This is a genomic window from Labilithrix sp., from assembly GCA_019637155.1.
In the GTDB taxonomy this organism is placed as follows: Bacteria; Myxococcota_A; Polyangia; order Polyangiales; family Polyangiaceae; genus Labilithrix.
The window spans coordinates 261,792-283,576 of sequence record JAHBWE010000007.1; the positions used below are offsets into that span (position 1 = coordinate 261,792).

20 protein-coding genes and 1 pseudogene are annotated in these 21,785 nt (G+C 70.8%); 11 read left to right on the forward strand and 10 right to left on the reverse strand.

The annotated features are described in order from the left end of the window. Positions 1 to 11: 11 nt before the first annotated feature. Both KF837_16885 and KF837_16890 read left to right on the forward strand, forming a co-directional pair. On the forward strand, positions 12 to 941 hold the full coding sequence (locus KF837_16885) for a hypothetical protein (GenBank protein MBX3229001.1): 930 nt from the start codon (positions 12 to 14) through the stop codon (positions 939 to 941). Next, positions 938 to 2,830 (forward strand): glycosyltransferase family 39 protein, encoded by a 1,893-nt coding sequence (locus tag KF837_16890; GenBank protein ID MBX3229002.1) that lies wholly within the window; start codon positions 938 to 940, stop codon positions 2,828 to 2,830. The genes KF837_16885 and KF837_16890 overlap by 4 nt, the downstream gene beginning before the upstream one ends. A gap of 157 nt (positions 2,831 to 2,987) precedes the next feature. On the opposite strand, the gene KF837_16895 is transcribed toward KF837_16890, so the two are convergent. The 4 genes and pseudogenes from KF837_16895 to KF837_16910 form a co-directional block, all read right to left on the reverse strand. Then, a complete protein-coding gene (locus KF837_16895) occupies positions 2,988 to 3,467 on the reverse strand; it encodes a nucleotidyl transferase AbiEii/AbiGii toxin family protein (protein MBX3229003.1) in 480 nt (159 codons plus the stop codon). Then, positions 3,464 to 3,916, reverse strand: a pseudogene (locus tag KF837_16900) (hypothetical protein). Before KF837_16900 ends, KF837_16895 begins: the two are co-directional and overlap by 4 nt. A gap of 52 nt (positions 3,917 to 3,968) precedes the next feature. Next, complete coding sequence (locus KF837_16905) at positions 3,969 to 4,778, reverse strand: hypothetical protein (protein MBX3229004.1); 810 nt, start codon at positions 4,776 to 4,778, stop codon at positions 3,969 to 3,971. Between the two features lie 30 nt (positions 4,779 to 4,808). Further along, positions 4,809 to 7,010, reverse strand: coding sequence for a M20/M25/M40 family metallo-hydrolase (locus KF837_16910; protein MBX3229005.1), 2,202 nt, complete (start codon positions 7,008 to 7,010; stop codon positions 4,809 to 4,811). A 29-nt stretch (positions 7,011 to 7,039) separates the two neighbouring features. Between KF837_16910 and KF837_16915 the strand changes: the two genes are divergently transcribed. Beyond that, positions 7,040 to 7,873 (forward strand): SDR family oxidoreductase, encoded by an 834-nt coding sequence (locus tag KF837_16915; GenBank protein ID MBX3229006.1) that lies wholly within the window; start codon positions 7,040 to 7,042, stop codon positions 7,871 to 7,873. A gap of 2 nt (positions 7,874 to 7,875) precedes the next feature. Here KF837_16915 and KF837_16920 read toward each other — a convergent pair whose 3' ends face one another. The 3 genes from KF837_16920 to uvrA form a co-directional block, all read right to left on the reverse strand. Beyond that, positions 7,876 to 9,216 (reverse strand): prolyl oligopeptidase family serine peptidase, encoded by a 1,341-nt coding sequence (locus KF837_16920; protein ID MBX3229007.1) that lies wholly within the window; start codon positions 9,214 to 9,216, stop codon positions 7,876 to 7,878. Positions 9,217 to 9,414: 198 nt separating this feature from the next. Continuing rightward, complete coding sequence (locus KF837_16925) at positions 9,415 to 9,927, reverse strand: hypothetical protein (protein MBX3229008.1); 513 nt, start codon at positions 9,925 to 9,927, stop codon at positions 9,415 to 9,417. Positions 9,928 to 9,969: 42 nt separating this feature from the next. Then, the gene (gene uvrA / locus KF837_16930; protein ID MBX3229009.1) at positions 9,970 to 12,918 is read right to left on the reverse strand and encodes an excinuclease ABC subunit UvrA; all 2,949 of its coding nucleotides are present in this window, start codon (positions 12,916 to 12,918) and stop codon (positions 9,970 to 9,972) included. A 202-nt stretch (positions 12,919 to 13,120) separates the two neighbouring features. Between uvrA and KF837_16935 the strand changes: the two genes are divergently transcribed. The 4 genes from KF837_16935 (at position 13,121) to KF837_16950 (ending at position 16,570) form a co-directional block, all read left to right on the forward strand. Then, positions 13,121 to 13,312 (forward strand): hypothetical protein, encoded by a 192-nt coding sequence (locus KF837_16935; protein ID MBX3229010.1) that lies wholly within the window; start codon positions 13,121 to 13,123, stop codon positions 13,310 to 13,312. Positions 13,313 to 13,482: 170 nt separating this feature from the next. Further along, entirely contained in the window at positions 13,483 to 14,799 is a 1,317-nt protein-coding gene (locus KF837_16940; protein MBX3229011.1) for a hypothetical protein, read from the forward strand. Continuing rightward, positions 14,796 to 15,539, forward strand: coding sequence for a hypothetical protein (locus tag KF837_16945; protein ID MBX3229012.1), 744 nt, complete (start codon positions 14,796 to 14,798; stop codon positions 15,537 to 15,539). The genes KF837_16940 and KF837_16945 overlap by 4 nt, the downstream gene beginning before the upstream one ends. Then, complete coding sequence (locus KF837_16950) at positions 15,539 to 16,570, forward strand: alpha/beta hydrolase (GenBank protein ID MBX3229013.1); 1,032 nt, start codon at positions 15,539 to 15,541, stop codon at positions 16,568 to 16,570. Before KF837_16945 ends, KF837_16950 begins: the two co-directional genes overlap by 1 nt. Here the strand turns inward: KF837_16950 and KF837_16955 are convergent. The 3 genes from KF837_16955 to KF837_16965 are packed head-to-tail and all read right to left on the reverse strand — an operon-like array spanning position 16,497 to position 18,026. Further along, the gene (locus KF837_16955) at positions 16,497 to 16,745 is read right to left on the reverse strand and encodes a hypothetical protein (GenBank protein MBX3229014.1); all 249 of its coding nucleotides are present in this window, start codon (positions 16,743 to 16,745) and stop codon (positions 16,497 to 16,499) included. The genes KF837_16950 and KF837_16955 overlap by 74 nt on opposite strands. After that, the gene (locus KF837_16960; protein MBX3229015.1) at positions 16,742 to 17,569 is read right to left on the reverse strand and encodes a YihY/virulence factor BrkB family protein; all 828 of its coding nucleotides are present in this window, start codon (positions 17,567 to 17,569) and stop codon (positions 16,742 to 16,744) included. The genes KF837_16955 and KF837_16960 overlap by 4 nt, the downstream gene beginning before the upstream one ends. Before the next feature lie 13 nt (positions 17,570 to 17,582). Beyond that, on the reverse strand, positions 17,583 to 18,026 hold the full coding sequence (locus KF837_16965; GenBank protein ID MBX3229016.1) for a hypothetical protein: 444 nt from the start codon (positions 18,024 to 18,026) through the stop codon (positions 17,583 to 17,585). 258 nt (positions 18,027 to 18,284) lie between these two features. On the opposite strand from KF837_16965, the gene KF837_16970 reads away from it, so the two are divergent. The 4 genes from KF837_16970 to KF837_16985 are packed head-to-tail and all read left to right on the forward strand — an operon-like array spanning position 18,285 to position 21,753. Continuing rightward, entirely contained in the window at positions 18,285 to 18,890 is a 606-nt protein-coding gene (locus KF837_16970; GenBank protein MBX3229017.1) for a TetR/AcrR family transcriptional regulator, read from the forward strand. 12 nt (positions 18,891 to 18,902) lie between these two features. Further along, a complete protein-coding gene (locus tag KF837_16975; GenBank protein ID MBX3229018.1) occupies positions 18,903 to 19,907 on the forward strand; it encodes a hypothetical protein in 1,005 nt (334 codons plus the stop codon). Positions 19,908 to 19,933: 26 nt separating this feature from the next. Beyond that, entirely contained in the window at positions 19,934 to 20,872 is a 939-nt protein-coding gene (locus KF837_16980) for a matrixin family metalloprotease (protein MBX3229019.1), read from the forward strand. Then, on the forward strand, positions 20,779 to 21,753 hold the full coding sequence (locus KF837_16985; GenBank protein ID MBX3229020.1) for a matrixin family metalloprotease: 975 nt from the start codon (positions 20,779 to 20,781) through the stop codon (positions 21,751 to 21,753). Before KF837_16980 ends, KF837_16985 begins: the two co-directional genes overlap by 94 nt. Positions 21,754 to 21,785 lie beyond the last annotated feature (32 nt).

A 21,785-nucleotide genomic window follows, 5' to 3' on the forward strand; every position in this document is an offset into this window, starting at 1 on the left:
AGTGCGCCGTCGTGAGGTGGGAAAGCGCCGGTTGGCTCTTGTGCGCGGTGCCGCTCGTCGGCCTCCTCGAGCTCGCGCTGCACGTGAAGCAGACGGGGCCCGACGTGGTGCCGGAGAGCGATTGGTCGCGCGCGCGCGACGTCGTGAAGGCGGACCTCAGACCCGACGACCTCGTCCTCTTCGAGCCGTACTGGACCGATCCGCTCGGGCGCCGCAGCTTCGGCGACGCGATCGCGACGATGAAGCGCGAGGGCTACTCCGACCTTCGCCGCTTCGCGCGCGTCTACGAGGTGTCGATCCGCGGCTTCCACGACGGCGAGCTCTCCGGCTGGAAGAAGGTGAAGGAGGAGCAGGCGGGCGCGGTGACGGTCTCGCTCTTCGAGAACCCGAGCCACACGCCCGTCATCGACGACGTCGTCGACCTCGTCACGCCGGAGCGCATGAGCGTCGCCCGCGTCGACGGCGCGAACGAGACGCCGTGCACCTTCACGCGCGGCAACACGAGCGGCGGCAGCACCGTCGTCCCGCAGGGCCTGCTCGTCCCCGCCGACAAGTTCGTGTGCAGCGGCGGCCACGTCGGCGTCGCGGTGCTCCACGCGCTCGATCACCACCCGCACCTCTGCCTCTACGCGACGCCGATGAAGGACGCGGTCCTGCGCCTCCGCTTCAAGGACGTCACGTTCGGACCGAGCCTCCACGGCCACTCCGGCATCCAGTGGGTCGTGGAGCGCACGCCCGCCGCGGAGAAGCTGATGATCGCGTTCTCCGCGTTCAACCGCCCGATCGCGACGGTGTTCCACAAGGTCGGAGCGGGCTGGACCGGCTTCGAGCTGCCGACCCCCGACATCGACGGAAAGAAGGGCGACCTCGTCGCCGAGATCCAGCCGTCGGCCCAGCGCCAATTCTGCTTCGAGGCGACCACGCGTCGAGCGGCAAAATGAGCACAGAGGACGAGGACACCGCGAAGCTCGAGCCGGCGCTGCTCGCGCAGAAGGCGAAGGCCGACGACGCCGAGGCCGACAAGACCCCGAAGGCGCCCGCCGTCGCGGAGGCAAAGCCCGACGCGACGCCGCCCGACGCGACGCCGCCCGACGCGACGCCGCCCGACGCGCCGAAGAAGGAGCCCGCGCCCGAGAAGTTCGATCCGAAGGCGTGGGCGCTGCGCAACGCCGACCACCTCATCGGCGGCGGCATCGCGCTCGTCTACGTCGTCTGGCTCCTCGCGACCGCGCGGTCGCTCGGCTTCTCGCGCGACGAGGGCTTCTACTTCTCGGCCGCGACCGACTACGAGCGCTGGTTCAAGGTCCTCTTCACGACGCCGTCGAAGGCGTTCGAGCGCCCGATCATCGACTCGATCTGGACCGCGAACCACGAGCACCCGTCGCTCATGAAGAGCGCCTTCGCGCTCTCGCACTACTTCTTCTACGAGAAGTGGAAGCTCTTCACCGATCAGAGCACGGCGTTCCGCTTCCCCGGCATGTTGATGATGGGGCTCGCGCTCTACGTCACGTACCTCTTCGCCGCGCGCCGCTTCTCGCGCCGCGCCGGCGTCGTCGCCGCGCTCGCGCTCGGGCTGATGCCCAACGTCTTCTACCACGCGCACCTCGCATGCTTCGACGTGCCGATCATGGCGATGTGGATCGCGTGCATCTTCGCCTACTGGCGCGCGGAGAAGCACCCCGGCCTCGGCGCGGCCGTCCTCGCCGGCGTCGTCTACGGCCTCACGCTCGAGACGAAGCACAACGCGTGGATGCTGCCCGGCGTGTTCGTCCCGCACGCGATCCTGATCCACTGGCGCACCGCGGCGAAGGAGACACAAGAGACGGGCCGCGTCGGGCTCCCCGCGTCGCTCCTGATGATGGCGACGATCGGCCCCGCGCTCTTCCTCTTGCTCTGGCCGTGGCTCTGGAACGACACGCTCCCCCGCCTCCAGGAGTACGTGAACTTCCACGTCCATCACGAGTACTACAACATCGAGTTCCTCCACCGGACGTACTTCGGCCCGCCCTCGCCGAAGGCGTACATGCCGGTGATGCTCCTCGCGACGGTGCCCACCGTCACGGTGCTCCTCTTCCTCGTCGGCGCGGGCGATCGCATCGTCGCGCTCGCGCGCACCTGGATCGGCTGGGTCCGCAAGCAGGCGATGCCCGACGACTTCGATCCGGTCCAGACCGACGCGCTCCTCCTCCTCGGCCTCGCGGTCCCGCTCGCGGTCTTCTTCCTCCCGACGACGCCGGTGTTCGGCGGCACGAAGCACTGGATCACGGCGTATCCCTCGCTCGCGATCTTCGCCGGCCGCGGCTTCGACATGGTCGCGACGCGCATCGAGCGGCTGCTCCGCGAGCGCACGAAGCTCGCGGAGCAGCAGCAGCGCTGGGCGCTCGCCGTCATCGGCGCGCTCACGCTCCTGGCGCCGTTCGCGGTGACGCGCCACTCGCACCCCTTCGGCCTCTCGGCCTACGTCCCGTTCTTCGGCGGCACCGCCGGCGGCGCGGACCTCGGCTTGAACCGCCAGTTCTGGGGCTTCACGACGACGAGCCTCGACCCATGGTTCCGCGAGCACACGAAGCCAGGCGACACGGTCTACATCATGGACACGGCGTGGCCGTCATGGACGCGCATGGTCGACGAGGACCGCGTCCCGAAGTGGCTCCGCGGCGTCGGCAGCCCCGCCGAAGCGACGATCTCGATCGTGCACCACGAACAGCACATCAACGAGGTCGACTTCAACATCTGGACGGAATACGGCACCACCGCCCCCGCGTACGTCCTCACCCACGACGGCGTCCCCATCATCTCCGTCTACCGCCGCCCCCCACGCCGCCGCTGATCACCCCAGCGCGCGCCCGAAGACCTCGAGCCGCCGCTTCGCGACCGCTGCGGGATCGTCGCAGCTGAGACCACCAGCGCCGATCGCACCTTCCCAACCTCGACGCGCGATCTCGCGCAGGAACTCGTCGACCGCAGGCCGATGACGGGCCGTGACTTCAGCGCCGACCTGCATCTTTCAGCCGCTCATGCGGACGATCGAGGAACGCCACCATCTTGAGCAGCACGATCGACGCGAGGCTCGCCACGTCGACGCTGATGTCCGTTCCTGGAATCGGCACCGGTGCGGCGTGGGCCAGCGCGATGTCGAACCCCACCGTGCTGAGCTTGTGACCGTCGCCCAGCATCACGTGACCAGCGTCGATCGCAGCCTGCGTCGCTGGAAGGACGTCGACCAACGCGTCTCCGAACCACCAACGTTGAGGGAGACGCCGGTCCGCCTTCCACCCCTGTCTCTGCAGAAGCTCGGAAATCCGGCCCGGGTCAGCAGCGATCGCGAGATCGACGTCGGCCGTTGGTCGCAGCGCGACGTGATGGCCGAGCGCGGTCGCGCCGATCACCACGACGCGCGGAGCCTCGTCCGTGCGCCGCAACGCGACGAGCAGGTCCGCGTGTGCGCTCGATATCGCGAGCGTCATTCGTGGTCGTCGTCGTCGATGAGGTCGTGAAGGTAGCGACGGTAGAGCTCACCCGCGGCTTCGGTCGCGCGGTCGTTTCCTTCTGCGAGTAGGTCCGCATATACGAGGAGCGGGTGGACCGTGTCGGGCCGCGGGCTCGCGAATGCGACGCGAGCGGGGGATGCCGCGATGGCCAACGGGCCGTCGCGGTCCGGGACGAGCTTCAACGCTGCCGGCGACGGCGCGTCGTCCGTGACGTAGAGAACCGTCGACTCGCCGCGGTAGAAGCCCGTCAGACGAGCGCACGCGGCGCCGCCGCCCCAGCGCCATGTCGTCGACTCGCCGCCGAGCCGCGCCGCGAGCTCGCTCTCGAGCGCCTCGAGCTGGCGCTCCCGCGCTCTGTACCGACCTCGCAGCACGCTCGGGAAGAGCGTCGTCGCGAACCCCGAGACGAAGAGATCGAGCGCCTTGCGCCGTCCGCCCGGCGCCCACCGGAGACTCTTCGCATCAGACTCACGCTGGCTACTTCTTCTTGATCTCGATGAACATCCCGAAGGTGGGGTTCTTGTCGGTCGTCTCTTTGTACGTGATGCTCGTGTTGTCGCCGTTGGGGCAGTAGTCGAACGTGCGGTCCTTGCCGCCGCCCTTCGTCGTGAGGGTGCCGGTGCCGTCGGTCGTGTACGTGTCGTCGGTCTTGTCTTCGATCGTGGCCTGACCGATGCAGAGGCACCGCTCCGTCGTCTCGTTGCACTCCGCGGTCTCGAACTTCGGGCCGTTGGCGCCCGACTTGAGCGCCGTCGCGATGAAGCCGCAGCCGCCGACCGCGGCGAGGACCGGGCACTGCGCCTTCACGACGTCGAACTCCGCGCTGACGAAGATGCTCGACTCGCGCGCGACCTTCGTCGTGTCCGCCTTGACCGTGCCGCTTCCCTTGATGATCGCGTTCTTCACGGAGAAGCCGGGGCACGGGTCCTTGTACGCGTCGAACGTGTCGTCCGGGAGGCAGCCGCCGGAGACCTCCCAGTCGCCCGCGATCGGACCGTCACACTTGTTGAACGCGGCGCACTTGCCGAACTTGATCTCGACGCCGGGCACCGTGCTGGGGTCCTTGCCCCCGTCCGGAACGTCGATCGACCCGCTCGTGGAGCTCGTGGAAGAAGACGTCGACGACGTCGTGCTCCCGCCGTCGTCGCCGCCCGACGACGACGTGGACGTGGAGCTGGCGTTGTTGTTGCCGCCGTCGTCCGAGCCACCGCACGCCGAGGTGGAGACCCATACCGCCATTCCCGCGAGGCTCACGGCGCTGGCGAGCGTGAAAGACTTCTTGAGCATGATAAGGACCTCCGCCCCACGAACGTAGCGTCAGAGCGTGAGCTTCGTCGAGAGGACCGTGACGTCGCCGTCCTGCGAGGGGGTCTGCGCGGGCTGCCGCGCCCGCGCGACCGCCTCGGCCTTCGAGCCCGCCGGCAGGCCCGCGGTGCGATCGAAGAGCTCGAACGCGACCGCGCCGCTGCCGCTCACGTCGAGCTCCACCGCGACGCTCTCCCCCTCCGCGAGCACGACCGCGAGCAGGCTGCCGGTGCCGAAGGCGCGCGTGTACGCATAGCGGCCGTCGACCTTCACCTCCACGTGTCGCTCCTTCGGGAAGAAGAACGCCACGAGCGGCGCGCCGCGCGCGGAGCGCACGCGGCCCTTGATGCGATGATGCCCGCCGTCGTCGACCGCCGACGCGACCTCGAAGACCGGCGGCGCCGCCTCGACGCGCGGATGGTCGGCGTACGGCGCGGCGCGCATCCACGGCAGCGCCTGCGCCGTCGCGCCGGTCGCGTTCGCGGCGGCGAGCATCGCCGCGGGCGGCGGTCCCCACAGCGCCGCCCCCCACCCCGTGTCGACGAACACGCGCGCGCCGCCCTCGTCCTGCCGGAGCTCCACGTTCACGCGCTGCGGATGCTCCGCCGAATACTTCGGGAGGAGCGCCGCGACGAGGGCCCCCGCGACCGCGAGCGCGCCCAGCGCCGGGGCCGCGCGCTTCGTCGTCGCGGGGAGGAGCGGCGCGAGCGTCGTCGCGAGGAGGAGCGGCGGGAGCGCGAGCAGCGGCGCGACGGTGAACCCGAGCGCGTCGTAGAGCCCGACGCGGAGCGCGAGCACGAGCACCGCCGCGACCACCGCCGGCGCGACGCACGCGACCCCGAACGGCGCGGAGCCAAGGACGCCAGCCGCGAGCGCGGGCACGACGAACAAGTACGACCCGCCCGGCGCGACCTTCGCGACGACACAACCGAGGAGCGCCCAGCCGAGCCACACGCCCGACCACAGCGTCCGCGGCGACGCCTTGTCCGCGAGCCACCGCGCGACGAAGAGCCCCGCCCCGATCGCGCCGAGCTCGATCGCCGCGATCGCCGCCCACGGCTGCGCGATCCACGGCGACGGGTACGCCTTCAGGCCGCTCATCACCGCGTCGAGCGCGGTAGCGGCACTTCCACCAAAAGCGAGCATAGCCGGAAATACAGCCAAACCTCGATCGAAGATACGCGCGCGGATCGTGTGGCGGAGGACGAACGCGACGGAGAGGAGGGCGAGCAAGAGCGACCAGCCCTCGGGCCAGCGCACGATCGCGAGCGCGAGGACGTCGAACCACACCGCGTCGTCGTCGCCGCGCGCCGCGACGTCGCCGTTCGCGAACGCGCGCGTCATCGCGAGGACGTGATCGCCGTGGTGCTGGAGCGTGCCGAGGTCCGCGTGCGCCACGTCGTCGAGCGGCGTGTGGTAGTGCTCGACCCGCGCCGTGTTCGCGAAGTTGACGCCCGCGGCGATCGTCTTCGTGACGCTGAAGTCGGTGTCGTTCGGCATCCGGCGGTAGACCTCGTAGAAGAGCGAGGTCGTCACCGGCCGCTCGAGGTGCTCCGCCATCAGCGACACGATCGCGGCGTTGCCGCGGCTCGTCTCGAACATCTGCGAAGGGCCCCCGCTCCCGCGCGCGTCGACGTTCACGGTGGCGCGGACCTTCTCCGCGAGCGGATGCGCGCGCACGAACGCCTCCGCCCCCGCGAGGCCGAGCTCCTCGCCGTCGGAGAGGAGCACGACTACGTTCCGCCGCGGCCGCGGCCCCGCCGCGATCGCGCGCGCGGCCTCGACCACCGCCGCGGTCCCGACCCCGTCGTCGCTCGCGCCGGGCCCCGCGAGGACGGAGTCGTGATGCGCGCTCACGAGCACGCCCGGCAGCGCGGGCTCCTTGCCCTCGAGCTCCGCGACGACGTTCACGACCGGCACGCAGACGCCGTAGCGCGTGCACGATCGCTCGCGCTGCGTCGCCACCTTCCAGCCGCTCTTCTCGAGCGCGGCCGCCATCGCCTCGCGCCCGCGCCGGTTGCCCTCCGTCCCCGCCCACCGCGTCGCGCCGTCGCCGGCGAGCGCGCTCTGCACCTCGCGCGCGCGCGCGGCGGAGAACCGATCCGCCGGCGCGTCGGCCGCCGCCGACGCGGGCGGCGAATAGCGCCACGCGACGAGCGCCGCGGCGAGCGCGAAGAGCGCGAGCGTCAGACGCAGAGGCGTGAGGATCGCCACGGCGAGGACTCTACTGTAGATGTCGGCGCATGGGCGATCTCGACGGACGGACCTTCGTCGTCACCGGCGCGAACACCGGCATCGGACGCGTGACCGCGGAGGCGCTCGCGAAGCGCGGCGGCAAGGTCATCCTCGCCTGCCGCTCGGAGGACAAGGCGCGCCCCGTCGTCGACGCGATCGTCGCCGCCGGCGGCGACGCCGCGTTCCACGCGCTCGATCTCGCCGACCTCGCCGCGACGCGCCGCTCGGCGGAGCGGCTCCTCGCGAAGGACGAGCCGATCCACGTCCTCGTCAACAACGCCGGCCTCGCCGGAAAGCGCGGGCAGACGAAGGACGGCTTCGAGCTCACCTTCGGCACGAACCACCTCGGTCCGTTCCTGTTCACGCGCCTCCTCTTGCCGCGCCTCCGCGAGTCCAGGCCCGCGCGCGTCGTCAACGTGTCGAGCGGCTCCCACTACGGCGCGCACGCGATCCCGTGGGCGCAGCTGCGCGAATCGACGCGGAGCCTCACCGGCATCCCCGAGTACAACGTCAGCAAGCTGTGTCAGGTGCTCTTCACGAAGAGCCTCGCGCGCGGCGAGGCCGGCGAGGGCGTGACGAGCTCGTCGCTCCATCCCGGCACGATGATCGCGACGGACATCTGGCGCACGGTCCCCTCCTTCGCGCGCCCCGTCCTGCGCCTCTTCATGATGCCGCTCGAGGACGGCGCGAAGACGACGCTCCACTGCGCGACCGATCCCGACGTGCCGGCGCACGACGGCGACTACTGGACCGACTGCGAGCTCAAGGCGCCGAACCCGATCGCGAACGACGTCGCGCTGCAGGACGAGCTCTGGCGACGCTGCGAGGAGTGGACGCGCTAGAGCTAGAAGCTCTGGCAGACCGGGAAGAACGCCTTCGCGGCGGGGTTACTGTCGAGCGCGCTGCAGACCTGACGGCACATCGCCGAGCCCGCCGCGTTCGAGCAGCACTGGTTCACGATGAGGAAGAACGGGAACGCGCCCTCGATGCCGCCCGCCTCGCAGGTCTCGCCTTGCGCCCAGTCGGAGATGCACGCGAGCACGCGCTGATCGGCCGCGCTCGTCGCGCCGGCCTGGCATCGCTGGACGCACCCGCCGCAGCTCGACGTCGTGAAGCCCATGTTGCGGAGCGCGCTCGCGAGCGACGGGCCCACGGTCCGGTTCTCGACCGCGCAGTCGGCGACGAGCTGGCACGTCTCGGTGCAGCCCGAGCGCGGCGTCGACGGACACGTCATCTGCGGGAGCGGCGCGAGCTCGTACGGCTGCGTCGAGCACGAGGCGCGCGCGCCCGGCGGCAGCGGCGGCAGCTGCAGGCTGCCGGCGGGGGTTCCCTTCGGGTGCGCGAGCATCAGGTCGATGAACCAGTCGTTCGCGGGGATCCACGCGTGCCCGACGTCGTTGCCGCGGCAGCGCACGTGATCGACGCCCGACTGCGCGGAGTAGTACTTCGACGCGAGCGAGGCCTGCTCGACGAAGCTGAACTCCGGCACGTGGACGCCGCTCGGCGTGGAGCCGGAGTAGCGATCGTTGTCGCCGCCCCACGTGACGATGACGAGCATGCCGTCGAGCGAGGGCGGAGGCCCGGCGGGCCCGGTGAGGTCGAAGACGCCCGACGCCGGGATGCCGCCGGCGAGCACCGACGACCGCGCGCGGAGCAGGTGGTTCGTGAAGATGCCGCCCGCGGAGTGGCCGGTCGCGAAGACGCGGGTGCGATCGATCGAGAGCTTCGACGTCGCGCACGAGAGGAGGCGATCGAACAAGTCGACGTCGAGGTTCCGCGGCGCGCTCGCGCTCGGAAGGTGCATCGCGTCCCAGACCGGCCAGAAGCTCCCGTTGCCCTTCGCGTCCGGCGCGATGACGACGAACCCGCGCGCCGCGAACTCGGCGAGCCGCGCGCGGCTCACGAAGCGAGCGCCGCTCTCCGACGTGCCGTGGTACGCGAAGAGGATCGGCCGCGGCCCCGCGAACGACGCGGGCGGGAGCAGCACCTGGAAGCTCCGCGCCTGCCCGGAGACGACGAAGCCCTCGTGCGCGCCGGCGCGGAACGTCGGGCACGCGCTGTCCGTCGCCGCGGCGCTGCTCTCACCGACCGGCTCGTTCGCGCCGACGTCTTGCGCCAGCTCCCTCTCCGCCGGCGCCGAGCACGCGAACAAAACGACGCCAGCCGCCACGAAGAGCTTCCGCACGGCGGGGGCGTAGCATGCGCAAGCCCGCGCGCAAGCGGCAGACGGACAGCGACCTCCTATCTTCTTTATTTAGGCGTGCACGACTCTCCAGCACGCTGCGACGCCTTCGGTATGCGGCGTCGCGAGGATCTGCCTTTCGCTACGCATCGCGCCCGCGCCCCCGCCAAGGCCCCCTCCCCGCGTCCACCACCCAGCCCGCTACTTTCCTTTTGCAGCCTTCTTGGCGGCGCGCTCGGCTTCTTTTTCGGCGCGCTCGGCTTGCTTCTCGGCGGCCTTCTGCCGCGCCTCCTCCGCTTTTTGCAGCGCCTCGTTGGCCTTGGCCGTTGCCTGGGCCGACACGTCGGCCGCGCTCGGCTCGCCGACCCCGCGGCGCATACAGGTCACCTCGCTGAGCACGGTCGTTGTGCCCCCATTCCGACCTGGCCTCTTTGGGTGCGTGCACCCCAGATAATCATGGTGCTCGCATCCCTCTGCTTCGAAGACCTCGAGGTCGCCGCCGGCGTTCGCGCGGTCAGCCTGCCACTTGGCCAGGCGATCGGGATCGGCGGCGACCTCGGCGGGAGGCTTGAGGTCACCAACGACCACGGTTTGCCAGTTGAGATCGGGCCGGGCCTTCACGGTGACCCGCCCCTCGGGGCAGCTGTGCGCCCGCGCGAACTCCTCCTTCGCGCCGCGCTCCTTCGATTTGCATGCCCCGAGCATGGCGACCAACAAAACGCATGAGACAGCGATACGCACGCCCGTAGGGTATTCCTATCGAGCCGAGGTTGCCAGGCGAGGCCCTCTCGAGTCGGACGCGCGGCGTCGTGAGGTCCGCGCCGGCGGCTTGAGGAGCTCCGCGAGGAAGCGGCCCGTGTGCGAGCCGCTCGTCTTCGCGCCGCGGACGACGTCCTCCGGCGTGCCCTCCGCGACGACGAGGCCGCCGCCCGCGCCGCCCTCGGGGCCGAGGTCGACGATCCAGTCCGCGCACTTCACGACGTCGAGGTTGTGCTCGATGACGACGACCGTGTTGCCCGCGTCGACGAGGCGCTGGAGCACCGAGAGGAGGCGCTGGATGTCCTCGAAGTGGAGGCCCGTCGTCGGCTCGTCGAGGACGTAGAGCGTCTTGCCCGTCTGCGTCTTGCCGAGCTCGCGCGAGAGCTTCACGCGCTGCGCCTCGCCGCCCGACAGCGTCGGCGCCGGCTGCCCGATCTTCATGTAGCCGAGGCCGACCGAGACGAGCGTGTCGAGGATGCGCTTGAGCTGCGGGAACGCGGAGAACAGCTCGCGGCACTCGTCGACGCTCGTGTCGAGGACGTCCGCGACGTTCTTGCCCTTGAAGCGGATCTCGCGCGTCGCCTCGTTGAAGCGCGTGCCGCCGCAGACCTCGCACGGCACGCGCACGTCGGCGAGGAAGTGCATCTCCACCTTCACCTCGCCGTCGCCGCTGCACGCCTCGCAGCGCCCGCCCTTCACGTTGAACGAGAAGCGACCCGCGTCGTAGCCGCGCGCGCGCGCGTCGGGGAGCTGCGCGAACACGTCGCGGATGCAATCGAACGCCTTCGTGTACGTGCCGGGGTTCGAGCGCGGCGTGCGGCCGATCGGCTTCTGATCGATCGCGATCACCTTGTCGAGCGCGTCGATGCCGGTGAGCTTGTCGTGCGCGCCGACCGCGTCCTGCGAGCCGTGGAGGTGACGACCCAGCGCCGGGAGCAGGATGCCGTTCACGAGCGAGCTCTTCCCCGCGCCGCTCACGCCGGTGACGCAGCAGAGGACGCCGAGCGGGATGCTCACGTCGACCCGGCGGAGGTTGTGCTCGCGCGCGCCCTTGATCTCGATCTTCCCCTTCGCCGCGCGTCGCGACGCCGGCACCTCGATGCGCTTGTACCCCACCAGGAACGCGCCGGTCAGGCTGTTCGGATCCGACATGATCATGTCGGGCGTGCCCTCCGAGACGACCTTGCCGCCGAGGTGCCCCGCGCCGGGACCGAAGTCGACGACGTGATCGGCCGCGCGGATCGTCTCCTCGTCGTGCTCGACCACGAGGACGGTGTTGCCGAGATCGCGGAGGTGACGGAGCGTCGCGATGAGGCGCGCGTTGTCGCGCGGGTGGAGCCCGATCGACGGCTCGTCGAGGACGTACATCACGCCGGAGAGCTCGCTCCCGAGCTGGCTCGCGAGGCGGATGCGCTGCGCCTCGCCGCCCGAGAGCGTGGGGCCGGAGCGATCGAGCGTGAGGTAGTCGAGCCCGACGTCGAGGAGGAAGCGGAGCCGCGCGTCGATCTCCACGAGCGCGCCCTCCGCGATCGTGCGCTGCGCCTTCGTGAGCGAGAGCGTGCGCGAGTGCTCGAGCGCCGCGCCGACCGTGAGCGACGTGACCTCGGCGAGGTTCTTCGAGCCGACGTAGACCGCGAGGCTCTCCTTGCGGAGCCGCGAGCCGCCGCACGCCTTGCACGGACGATCGCGGAAGAAGCGACCGTACCAGTCGCGCATCATGTCGCTCGACGTGTCCTTGTAGAGGCGCTCGAGCGTGGGGATGACGCCGGCGAACTTCACCTCGAAGGTGCCGTGGCTCGAGGTCGATTGGCTCCCCCACTTCACGCCGAGCTTCTCCCCGCCGAGGCCGAAGAGGAGCTTCTTCTGCTTGTCCTTCGGGATGTCCTTCCACGCCGTGTCGAGGCGCACGCCGCACGCCTTCGCCGCGGCGGACGCGATGCGGAACACCCAGCCGTCGCCGCGCGCCATCGCGCTCGCCCACGGCGCGATCGCGCCGTCCTTGAGCGAGAGCGACTTGTCGACGACGACGAGCTCGGGATCGATCTCCGCGCGCGTGCCGAGGCCGTTGCAATCGGGGCACATGCCGAGCGGCGAGTTGAAGGAGAAGCTCTGCGGCGACAGCTCGGGGTAGCTCCGCCCGCAGCAGGCGCGGTTCGCGCTGTACTCGACGCGCCGGTCGTCGATGCCGGCGATGAGCTCGCCCTTGCCCTCCCGCAGCGCGGACTCCACCGCCTCGGCGAGGCGCGCCGGCGCGACGCTGCCGATGATGACGCGATCGATCACGAGGTCGATCGTGTGCTTCACGTGCTTCTGGAGCGCGGGCGGATCGTCGAGCGAATGGCTCGCGCCGCCGACCTCGACGCGGAGGAAGCCGCGCGCCTTGAGGTCGGTGAAGAGCTCCTTGTGCTCGCCCTTGCGATGGGTGACGAGGCGCGCGAGGACGCGGACCTTCGAGCCCTTCGGGAGCTCGGCGATCTCCTGCGCGAGCTCCTGCGCGCTCCGCGCCTTCACCTGCTTCCCGCACTGCGTGCAGCGCTGCTGGCCGGCGCGCGCGTAGAGCACGCGGAGGTAGTCCATGACCTCGGTGATCGTGCCGACGGTGGAGCGCGGGTTCGACGCGGCGCTCTTCTGCTCGATCGCGATCGTCGGCGAGAGGCCGCGGATCTTCTCGACGTGGGGGCGCTCGAGCTGGCCGAGGAACTGGCGCGCGTAGGCGGAGAGCGTCTCGAGGTAGCGGCGCTGGCCCTCGGCGTAGAGCGTGTCGAACGCGAGGCTCGACTTGCCGGAGCCGGACGGTCCGGTGAACACGACGAGCGCGCGCTTCGGGATCGTGAGGAACGGGACGTCGAGGTTGTGCTCGCGCGCGCCGCGCACCTCGATCGCGTCCGGCTCCTTCCCGCGGCGAAGGGCGGGGACGGGACGAGCGGACGAGACGAGCGCGCGCATGGGGCCCCGTTCGTAGCAGACGGACCGCGCGCACGCCGCGGGCGCGCGGTCCGATTGCGCGATACCTGACGCTCCATTGTCAGCATTGCTGGTGTCCCCGGCGCGGGATCGCTGAGTCCGCCGGTCCTCTCCGCGGCGCCAGCTTCCGCGCACTTCGCTGCGCTCGAGCGGCGGCACCACGCTTGCTCCCGCACGCCGGACCATGCGCCCCGTCTCCAGCCAACGCCTGCCGCCGCCTTCGGAGGTGTCGACCGTCCCCGAGCGCGAGGTCACCGCGCCCAAGCCGGCGCGCGCACCCGAGCGTCCTCCGCTCTTCCAGCCGCCCGAGCCGCTCGTCGACGTCGATCCCGACGCGGCGGTGTGGGACGCGCTTCGCCGCCACCGCCTCCACTGAGCGCGAGCGGGCGTTGCCAGAATGGCAGGCCGCGCGCGGAGCGGCCGCGATCGCTGCCAGGTTGGCGGGCGCGGAGGCGGGCCAACCCCACGTGACCGCAAGGATTCCGACCATCGAGCGGTGGCACGCGCTATGCTGCGCGGCTCGGTACGTCGTCTATGTGTGCCCGCTTGCTCCGGCGCCTGCTCCTCACGAGCTTCCTCGCCGCCATGTTCGTCGTGATCGCGCCGCGCCTCGCGCACGCGCAGGCGACGATCGCCGTGTTCCAGGAGCAGTCGCTCCCGCGCCTGGACGCCAACGGCGACCAGATCAACAAGCGGCCGCTCCAGTACACGCCGGAGGGCGTCAGCTACCAGGACTGCGTCGAGGATCAGCAGATCCTCTTCATGCTCCAGCTCGGCGGCTTCGTCGGCAACGCGACCCTCGAGGCGTGGGCCTCGGTCTCGGGCGGCGACTGCGGACCCCAGCAGAACCGGACCGGCGTCGCGCGCACGTGCTGGCAGCTCGTGAGCGGCATCCCCCTCGAGCTCACGCCGCGCGTGCGCATCCCGGTGCGCAAGATCATGGCCGGCGCGCTCAACCAGCAGACGCCGGACGACTCGGCCGCGATCTGCGGGAGGGTCGACCTCACGACGATCACGATCCACTTCCTCTACTTCGCGCCCGGTCAGGTCGGCACCCCGGCGTCGACGAAGAACCTCAGCGTGCAGGTCGACACGATCGGCCCCGCCGCGCCGACCGGCCTCACCGCGAAGCCCGGCAACGGCCGCCTCACGATGGAGTGGAACAACATCAGCGGCGAGGGCGGCGTGAGCGTCCTCACCGGCGTGAAGATCTATTGCGACACGAACGGCAACACGACGCTGCCGACCGACAACGAGAGCTGCAAGAGGCTCGCGGAGGAGCGCGCCGCGGTCAGCGGCGCGACCGCCGACGCGGGGACGACCGTCACCGGCACCGAAGACGCCGGGACGACGACGACCATCTCGCCCGCGTGCACGACCGAAGACGCCGGCGACGGCGGCACGTTCGAGCTCTGCGACGACGCGGGGGCGGAAGAAGAGGACTCCGGCGCGCCGCCCGCCGAAGCCACGTGCAGCAGCTCCAACTTCGGCGCGAGCGTCATCCCGAGCGCCGCGTTCGACGGGTGCTTCGCCTGCGGATCGATCACCGGCAACAGCGGCACCACCGTCGCGGCCGAGTCCCTCCGCGGCGCGAAGCTCCAGAACGGAACGACCTACGCGCTCGCGGTCGCGGCGACCGACGCGTTCAACAACGTCGGGCCGCTCTCGAGCGTCATCTGCGACTTCCCCGAGGAGACGAACGACTTCTGGCAGAACTACCGGAGCTCCGGCGGCCAGGGCGGCGGCGGGTGCAGGGCTACGAGCGAGACGCCGGTCGGCAGCGTCGGTGTCCTCGCCGGCGCGGCCGTGCTCGGCGCGTCGCTCGTCCGGCGCCGCATCAAGACGCGGAGGACGAGCAAGTGAAGCGTGCGGCCGTCGCCGTCGCCGCTGTCGTAGGGCTCCTCTTCTTCACGCGAGACGCGCACGCGTTCGAGCTCGGCACGCCCGAGACGAAGAGCCCCTACCGCTCCGCGCAGAACTTCGCGCTCGAAATCCGCGTCTCTCCCTATTATCCCCAGATCGACGAAGAACCTGGTCTCCAGGGGCAGCCCTTCAAGACGAGCTTCGGCGCCAGCCCGCGCATGTTCCTCGGGCTCGAGCTCGACTGGCAGTTCTGGCGCATCCCCGGCGTCGGGACGATCGGACCCGGCCTCGGCGTCGGCTTCGTCTCGATGAGCCGGACCGCGCGCACGGTGTCCGGGCGCGAGTCGGGCGACGAGTACGGGCTCTCGATCTACCCGCTGTACCTCGCCGCCGTGCTCCGCATCGACACGCTGTGGCGGAGCTTCGGCTTCCCGCTGATGCCCTACGGCAAGGCCGGCGTCGGCGTCGGGCTTTGGGAGGCCTCCGACGCGACCGGCACCGCGCGCTTCGGCGGCGTGAAGGGCAGCGGCGCGTCGACCGGAACGCACGCCGCGGTCGGCGTCGCGCTCCCGCTCGACTTCTTCGATCGCGGCGCGTCGCGCACGATGGACGCGACGACCGGCATCAACACGACGTCGATCTACCTCGAGTACTACTGGCTCTCGCTCAACGGCTTCGGCGGAGACTCCTTCCGCGTGGGCACGAGCACGTGGGCGGCGGGCATGGTATTCGAGTTCTGATGATCACGAACGTGCGCCGCCGCGTCGGGGCGGCGGTCGTCGACGGCTTCTTCAACGGCGCGGCGCGCCTCGCCAAGCTGCACCCCAAGTCGAAGCCCTCCCATCACGGCGTCGAGCACGTCGCCGACGTCGCCTACGTCCCGGGCTCGAGCGCGCGCGAGCACCTCCTCGACGTCTGGCGTCCGCTGCCGGATCGGCAAGGCGAGGGCCCGTGGCCGATCGTGTTCTACGTGCACGGCGGCGGCTTCCGCATCCTCTCGAAGGACACGCACTGGGTGATGGGCCTCGGCTTCGCGCGCCGCGGCTTCATCGTGTTCAGCATCAGCTACCGCCTCGCGCCGAGCCACCGCTTCCCCGCCGCGATCGACGACGTGTGCGCCGCGTTCGCGTGGATGACCGCGAACGCCGCGCGCTACGGCGGCGACACGAGCCGCGTCGTCCTCGCGGGGGAGTCGGCGGGCGCGAACCTCGTCACGAGCCTCGCGATCGCGCTCGCGTACGAGCGGGAGGAGCCCTTCGCGCGGCGGGCCTTCGCGACCGGCGTCGTCCCGCGCGCGGTCGTGCCCGCGTGCGGCGTCTTCCAGGTGAGCGACCTCCAGCGCCTCAAGCGGCGGAAGCCGAAGATGTCGCCCTTCATCGCGGACCGCCTCCACGAGGTCGAGCAGGCGTACCTCGGCCCGGGCCCGTGGCCGCACGGCCTCGACCTCGCCGATCCGGTCGTGTTCTTCGAGCGCGGCGAGGAGCCGGCCCGCCCGATCCCGCCGTTCTTCTTGCCGGTCGGGACGAAGGACCCGCTCCTGCCGGACACGCGTCGCTTGAGCGAGGCGCTCGACGTGCTGGGCGTGCCGAACGAGACCCGCTACTACCCGGGCGAGCTCCACGCGTTCCACGCCTTCGTGATGCGGGAGAGCGCGCGGCAGTGCTGGCGGGACACGTTCTCGTTCCTCGACCGGTACGTCAGCCCGTCACCTTCCCCCAAGGGATCGAGCGCGGACCCGACTCCGAGTGGAGCCGGAACCTCGCCACGCTGAGCGCGTCGAGGCGATCGCGCAGGCACGGCGCGCACGCGGTGCGGTCGGCGCCGATGCCGACCGACGCCTCCACGTCCTTCGAACAGAGCGAGCAGCGCGCGACCGTCGTCGGGTCGACGCTCGCCGCGCCGTTCTTGACCGTGCCGCCCGCCGTGACCTGAACGTCGATGCTCATGGCGCGAGCATCGCCGACCTCTGCTCCTGGCGCAATGCTGCGCCGACGCACGCGCCGAAGAAGAAGACCTGCGCGGAGTAGTAGACCCACACCACCACGAGCACGAGCGCGCTCGCCCCGGCGTAGAGGTCGTTCATGTGCTTGTGGCGGACGTACGTGGTCACGAGGGTGGAGCCGAGCGTGAACAGCAACGTGCTCACGAACGCGCTCGTGAGCGCCTCGCGCATCGTCACGTCCGTCTCCGGCAACACGCGGAAGAGCACGGTGAAGAGGACGAAGGTGCCGAGCCCCGACGTGAGGAGATCGACCGCCCACACCACGCCGGCCGGCACCGCGAAGAACGCGAACGCCGATTTCTCCACGACGATCGTGGCGACCATGAGCGCGACGAAGAGCGCGAGCGCGAGGCCGATGCCGTAGCGCCGCCCGTACTTCACGTGCGTCTTGCGCTGGCTCTCGATCGCCTCGAGGTCGATCCCCCAGAGCTGGTTGAGCGCGCGGCGCAGCGCGCGGAAGAGCCGCGTGCTGCCGTAGACGACGACGAGCAGGCCGATGACGCGCCGCGATCCCTCGACCTGCTCGAAGCGCTCGGTCAGCTGCCGGACCGTCGCGAGCCCCTCCGGCGCGACCCACCGCTCGAGCCCGCCCCAGAGCGCCTCCTCCGCCCGCCCGCGTCCGAACACGGCGCCGACGATCATGAGCACGAGGAGGAAGAGCGGCGCGGCCGAGAGCAGCGCGTAGAACGCGATCGCGGCGCCGAGGAAACGCGCACCTTTCCCCGAGAACAGCTCGTAAGCGTGCTTGAGGACCGACAGCGCGCGCACGCACGCGACTCTATCAGGGCGACGGCGCCCAGAGCCTGCAGTACTGCGCGTCGAACTGCGGGTCGATGCCGTACGGGATCATCTTCCGCTGCCCGCGCATGAGGACGGGGTACCAACCTTGCGGCTCGCAGTCGACGCGCTTCACGGGGTACTCGAGCTCGGGCGGCGCGGCGGAGTCCGACGCCGGCGTCATCGTGACCTTGCTCGTGGGGAGATCGAAGGCCCACGTGCCGGTGAAGACCTCCTGCCCGCGGATCACGTGGTACGTGCCGTCGCGATGGAGGAGGACCTGCTGGTAGGCCCAGTTGCTGTTGTACTGGATGTAGACGCGCGCCACGTTCGGGCCGCCGGGCTCGTCGCTCGAGACGAAGGACTCCGCCGCGGCGGGCTCGTCGGAGGGAGACGCGCACGCGGCGAGCAGGACGGCGAAGGGAACGAAGAGAGAGGTTCGGGTCATGATGGGCTGCTCCTGTCGAAGACGCGCGCGCCAACGCAGCCTTCGTGCCGAGACCGGAATCTGAACGACCGTACGGATCAGCGGCGATCTCGCACGTCCGCGCCGGGGGCGCGCTGACCGGCGGCGGGGTCTCGACTTCGGGCGCGCTCCCGAAAGCGCTTTCGAGTCGACTCGTTGCAGCGAATCGATCACCGGATCGGAGACCCTGGGGCTCAGTTTCCGCGCTGCATCGTTCCGCTCTCGGCATAGGCTCCGCGAGTGGCGCGATCGAAGGCGGCCCGCGCGCTCCCGACGCAGGAGCGCGCGCACGAGACGGTGAAGGCGCTCCTCGACGCGACGGAGCAGGTCGCCGCGCGGGTCGGCTTCCAGGCCGCGACGACGAAGGAGATCGCGCGCGTCGCCGGCGTGAGCGCGGGCACGCTCTATCGCTACTACCCGTCGAAGGAGGTGCTGCTCAACGCGCTCGTGCGGCGGCAATGGGAGGCGGGGGTGCACGACTTCGGCGGCCGCGTCGCGCTCCTCCGCGAGGAGCGCTTCGACGTCGTCGTCGAGGAGGTCGTGAAGCACGCGTTCGACATGGTCGCGACGCGCGTCGCCACCTTCGGCAAGATGCAGATCGAGCTCGGCCACGTCGTGCAGGTCAACGCCGAGCTCGTCACCGCCGCGGTCGCGGTCGTGCGCGGCGCGCTCGAGCGGCGATCGGCCGAGCTCGCCGAGGTCGACCTCGACGTCGCGGCGCTCCTCGTCGTGCGCACGGTCGTGTTCCTCGCCCGCGTCGGCGCGCAGGAGTACGCCGACCTCGTCGCGTCGGGCCGCTACCCGGCCGAGGTCGCGCGCATGGTCCGCCGCTACCTCGCGAAGTAAGATCGCCCGAGAATGACGACGCACCTCTTGGTCGGCAACCCCACCGCGCAGAGCGGCAAGAACCAGGAGCGCATCGACGAGGCGCTCGATCTCCTGAAGCGCGCCGGCCTCGCGGCGCGCCTCCTCCCGACGCTCCCGAAGGGCGGCACCGTCGCGGCGGTGCGCGCCGCGCTCGAGGCCGCCCCCGGCGTCCGCGTCGTCATCGCGATGGGCGGCGACGGCACGTTCCGCGAGGTCGCGGCCGGCCTCTACACGAGCGCCGCGAAGGAGCGCGTCGCGCTCGGGATGATGCCGACCGGGACGGCGAACGATCAGGGGAAGAGCTTCGGCCTCGAGGCGACCGCGGAGGCGCTCGAGCGGAACGTCGAGGTCATCCGCGCCGGCCACGAGACGCGCCTCGACGTCGGGGTGTACCGCGCGGGCGGGGGTCCGCCCGACTACTTCTTCGACTCCTGCGGCTGGGGCCTCTCTGCGCGCGTGCTCGCGCAGCGGAACAAGGACCGCGCGGTGGTGGAGACGCTCGGTCCGCTGAAGGAGCTCTATCGCGATCACGCGGTGTACGCGGGCGCGTTCCTGAAGACGTTCCTCGAGTCGTACGTCATCGACGACAAGCTCCGGGTCGAGGGCATCATCGACGGGAAGCGGATCGCGATCGACGGGCTCACCGATCTCATCGTCAAGAACACGCGCGTCTACGCCGGCGCCTGGGTCCTCGACGACACGAGCCAGCACGACGACGGCGTCTTCGAGCTCGTCCCGTTCCAGGGAAAGCGCGACTGGGCCTCGAAGGCGATCATCGATCTGGAGGGCAACCCGATCACGGAGAAGATGCTGAACGAGATCGGCGTCGAGCACTCCCCCCTCCTCCGCGGCTCGTCGATGGAGCTCACGCTCATCGATCCCCCCGGCGGCGCCCCCCTCGCGACCCAGCTCGACGGCGAAGAGTGGCCCGCGAGCCCCACCGTCCGCATCGACGTCGTGAAGCAGGGCATCCGCCTGATCGTCCCTCCCCCGTGAGGTCCGTGCGCTAGGATACGGGGCGCTTGCCTCTTCGCTCTCGTTCCTTCGCCTTCCTCGGCGCGGTCGCTGCGTTCGGGGCGATGACGCGCGACGCCTCGGCGTTCTGCCGGACGCGCACCGTCGCGGTCGCGGCCGACTACGACGCGGCGACCTTCGGCTGCAAGCTCGATGGCGTCCCGCTCTTCTGGCAGAACGCGTGCGTCGGCTACAGCATCTTCCGCGCGGGCTCGAAGAAGATCGCCTACGAGGAGGCGGCGAACGGCCTCTCGCAGGCGTTCACGCGCTGGACGGGCGCGACCTGCCCGGCCGATCCGGTGACCGGCCGCACGCGCCCGAGCATCGACGTGCGCGACCTCGGTCCCGTCGACTGCTCGAAGATCGAGTACGTCTCCGGCGCCGCGAACCAGAACGTGGTCCTCTTCCGCGACGAGGAGTGGAGGCACGGCAAGCAGGTGCTCGGCCTCACCACCGTGCGCTTCAACCGCGAGAACGGCGAGATCTTCGGCGCGGACATGGAGCTCAACACGTTCGACATGGACCCGCTCGCGGTCCGCGATCCCGTCGCGCCGAACGAGTACGACTTCCTCTCCGTCGCGACGCACGAGGCGGGGCACTTCCTCGGCATGGGCCACTCCGATCAGCGAAGCTCGACGATGTTCGCGCGCTACCTCCCGGGCCAGACCGTGCAGCGGAACCTCACGCCCGACGACATCGACGCGGTGTGCAGCGTCTACCGCCCCGACGGCCAGCGCACGGTGCTCAACACGCAGGTGCTCGTCGCGCCGCAGTGTGACCCGACCCCGCGCGGCGGCTACAGCACGCAATGCGAGGAGCCGAGCTGCGCCGTGGTAGCGTTCGGCGTACCTCGATGGCGGGGCGGCGGTCTCATCGCGGGCGCGCTCGGCGCGGCGCTCTTCTGGCGGCGGCGCTCGGCCTCTCGTTCGGCCTCTCGCTCGTCCTGACGAGCGGCGGCGCGCACGCGTTCTGCCGCACGCGCACGGAGAAGGTCGCGGCCGATCACGACGCGACGAAGCTCGGGTGCAAGCTCGACGGGGTCCCGCTCTTCTGGAAGAACACCTGCGTCGGGTACAGCATCCAGGGGAGCGGCTCGAAGCGGATCTCCTACGAGGAGGCGGCGAACGGGATGTCGCAAGCCTTCACGCGCTGGACGGGCGCGACGTGCCCCGCCGACGCGAACGGCCGCACGCGTCCGAGCATCGACGTGCGCGATCTCGGTCCCGTCGACTGCGCGCGCGTCGAGTACGTGTCGGGGGCGGCGAACCAGAACGTCATCATCTTCCGCGACGAGTCGTGGCCGCACGCGAAGACGACCTACGGCCTCGTGACGACGCGCTTCGACGCCAAGACCGGCGAGCTCTACGGCGCGGACATGGAGCTGAACATGTTCGACATGGATCCGCTCGCGGTCCGCGATCCCGTCGCGCCGAACGAGTACGACTTCCTCTCCGTCGCGACGCACGAGGCGGGGCACTTCCTCGGCTTGAACCACTCCGACGTGGTGGATTCGACGATGTACGCCTACTACGGGCGAGGCCAGACGCAGCAGCGCATCCTCCGCCCCGACGACATCGAAGGCATCTGCACGATCTACCGCCCCGACGGCGTCCGCACGGTGCTCGACCAGCAGGTCCTCGCCGGCGGCCAGTGCGACCCGACCCCGCGCGGCGGCTACAGCACGCAGTGCGAGGAGCCGAGCTGCGCGGCGGCTCCGGGCCCGCCACGCCGCGCCGACACCGCATGGCTCGTGGGCCTGACCGCGCTGCTCCATCTCGCACGCCGGTCACGCTTCGGATCGCGGAACCGGATGCAGGGGCGGCGGTAGAGGGCGGAGCCGCACCCGATGTCCCTTCCCTG

What these genes read in the sequence shown, in the direction of transcription:
- uvrA (MBX3229009.1), bottom strand. Translation starts at nt 12,918, where the DNA reads ATGCGCGCGCTCGTCTCGTCCGCTCGTCCCGTCCCCGCCCTTCGCCGC.
- KF837_16905 (MBX3229004.1), bottom strand. Translation starts at nt 4,778, where the DNA reads ATGCTCAAGAAGTCTTTCACGCTCGCCAGCGCCGTGAGCCTCGCGGGA.
- KF837_16915 (MBX3229006.1), top strand. Translation starts at nt 7,040, where the DNA reads ATGGGCGATCTCGACGGACGGACCTTCGTCGTCACCGGCGCGAACACC.
- KF837_16955 (MBX3229014.1), bottom strand. Translation starts at nt 16,745, where the DNA reads ATGAGCATCGACGTTCAGGTCACGGCGGGCGGCACGGTCAAGAACGGC.
- KF837_16965 (MBX3229016.1), bottom strand. Translation starts at nt 18,026, where the DNA reads ATGACCCGAACCTCTCTCTTCGTTCCCTTCGCCGTCCTGCTCGCCGCG.
- KF837_16985 (MBX3229020.1), top strand. Translation starts at nt 20,779, where the DNA reads ATGGCGGGGCGGCGGTCTCATCGCGGGCGCGCTCGGCGCGGCGCTCTT.
- KF837_16975 (MBX3229018.1), top strand. Translation starts at nt 18,903, where the DNA reads ATGACGACGCACCTCTTGGTCGGCAACCCCACCGCGCAGAGCGGCAAG.
- KF837_16890 (MBX3229002.1), top strand. Translation starts at nt 938, where the DNA reads ATGAGCACAGAGGACGAGGACACCGCGAAGCTCGAGCCGGCGCTGCTC.
- KF837_16935 (MBX3229010.1), top strand. Translation starts at nt 13,121, where the DNA reads ATGCGCCCCGTCTCCAGCCAACGCCTGCCGCCGCCTTCGGAGGTGTCG.
- KF837_16895 (MBX3229003.1), bottom strand. Translation starts at nt 3,467, where the DNA reads ATGACGCTCGCGATATCGAGCGCACACGCGGACCTGCTCGTCGCGTTG.
- KF837_16950 (MBX3229013.1), top strand. Translation starts at nt 15,539, where the DNA reads ATGATCACGAACGTGCGCCGCCGCGTCGGGGCGGCGGTCGTCGACGGC.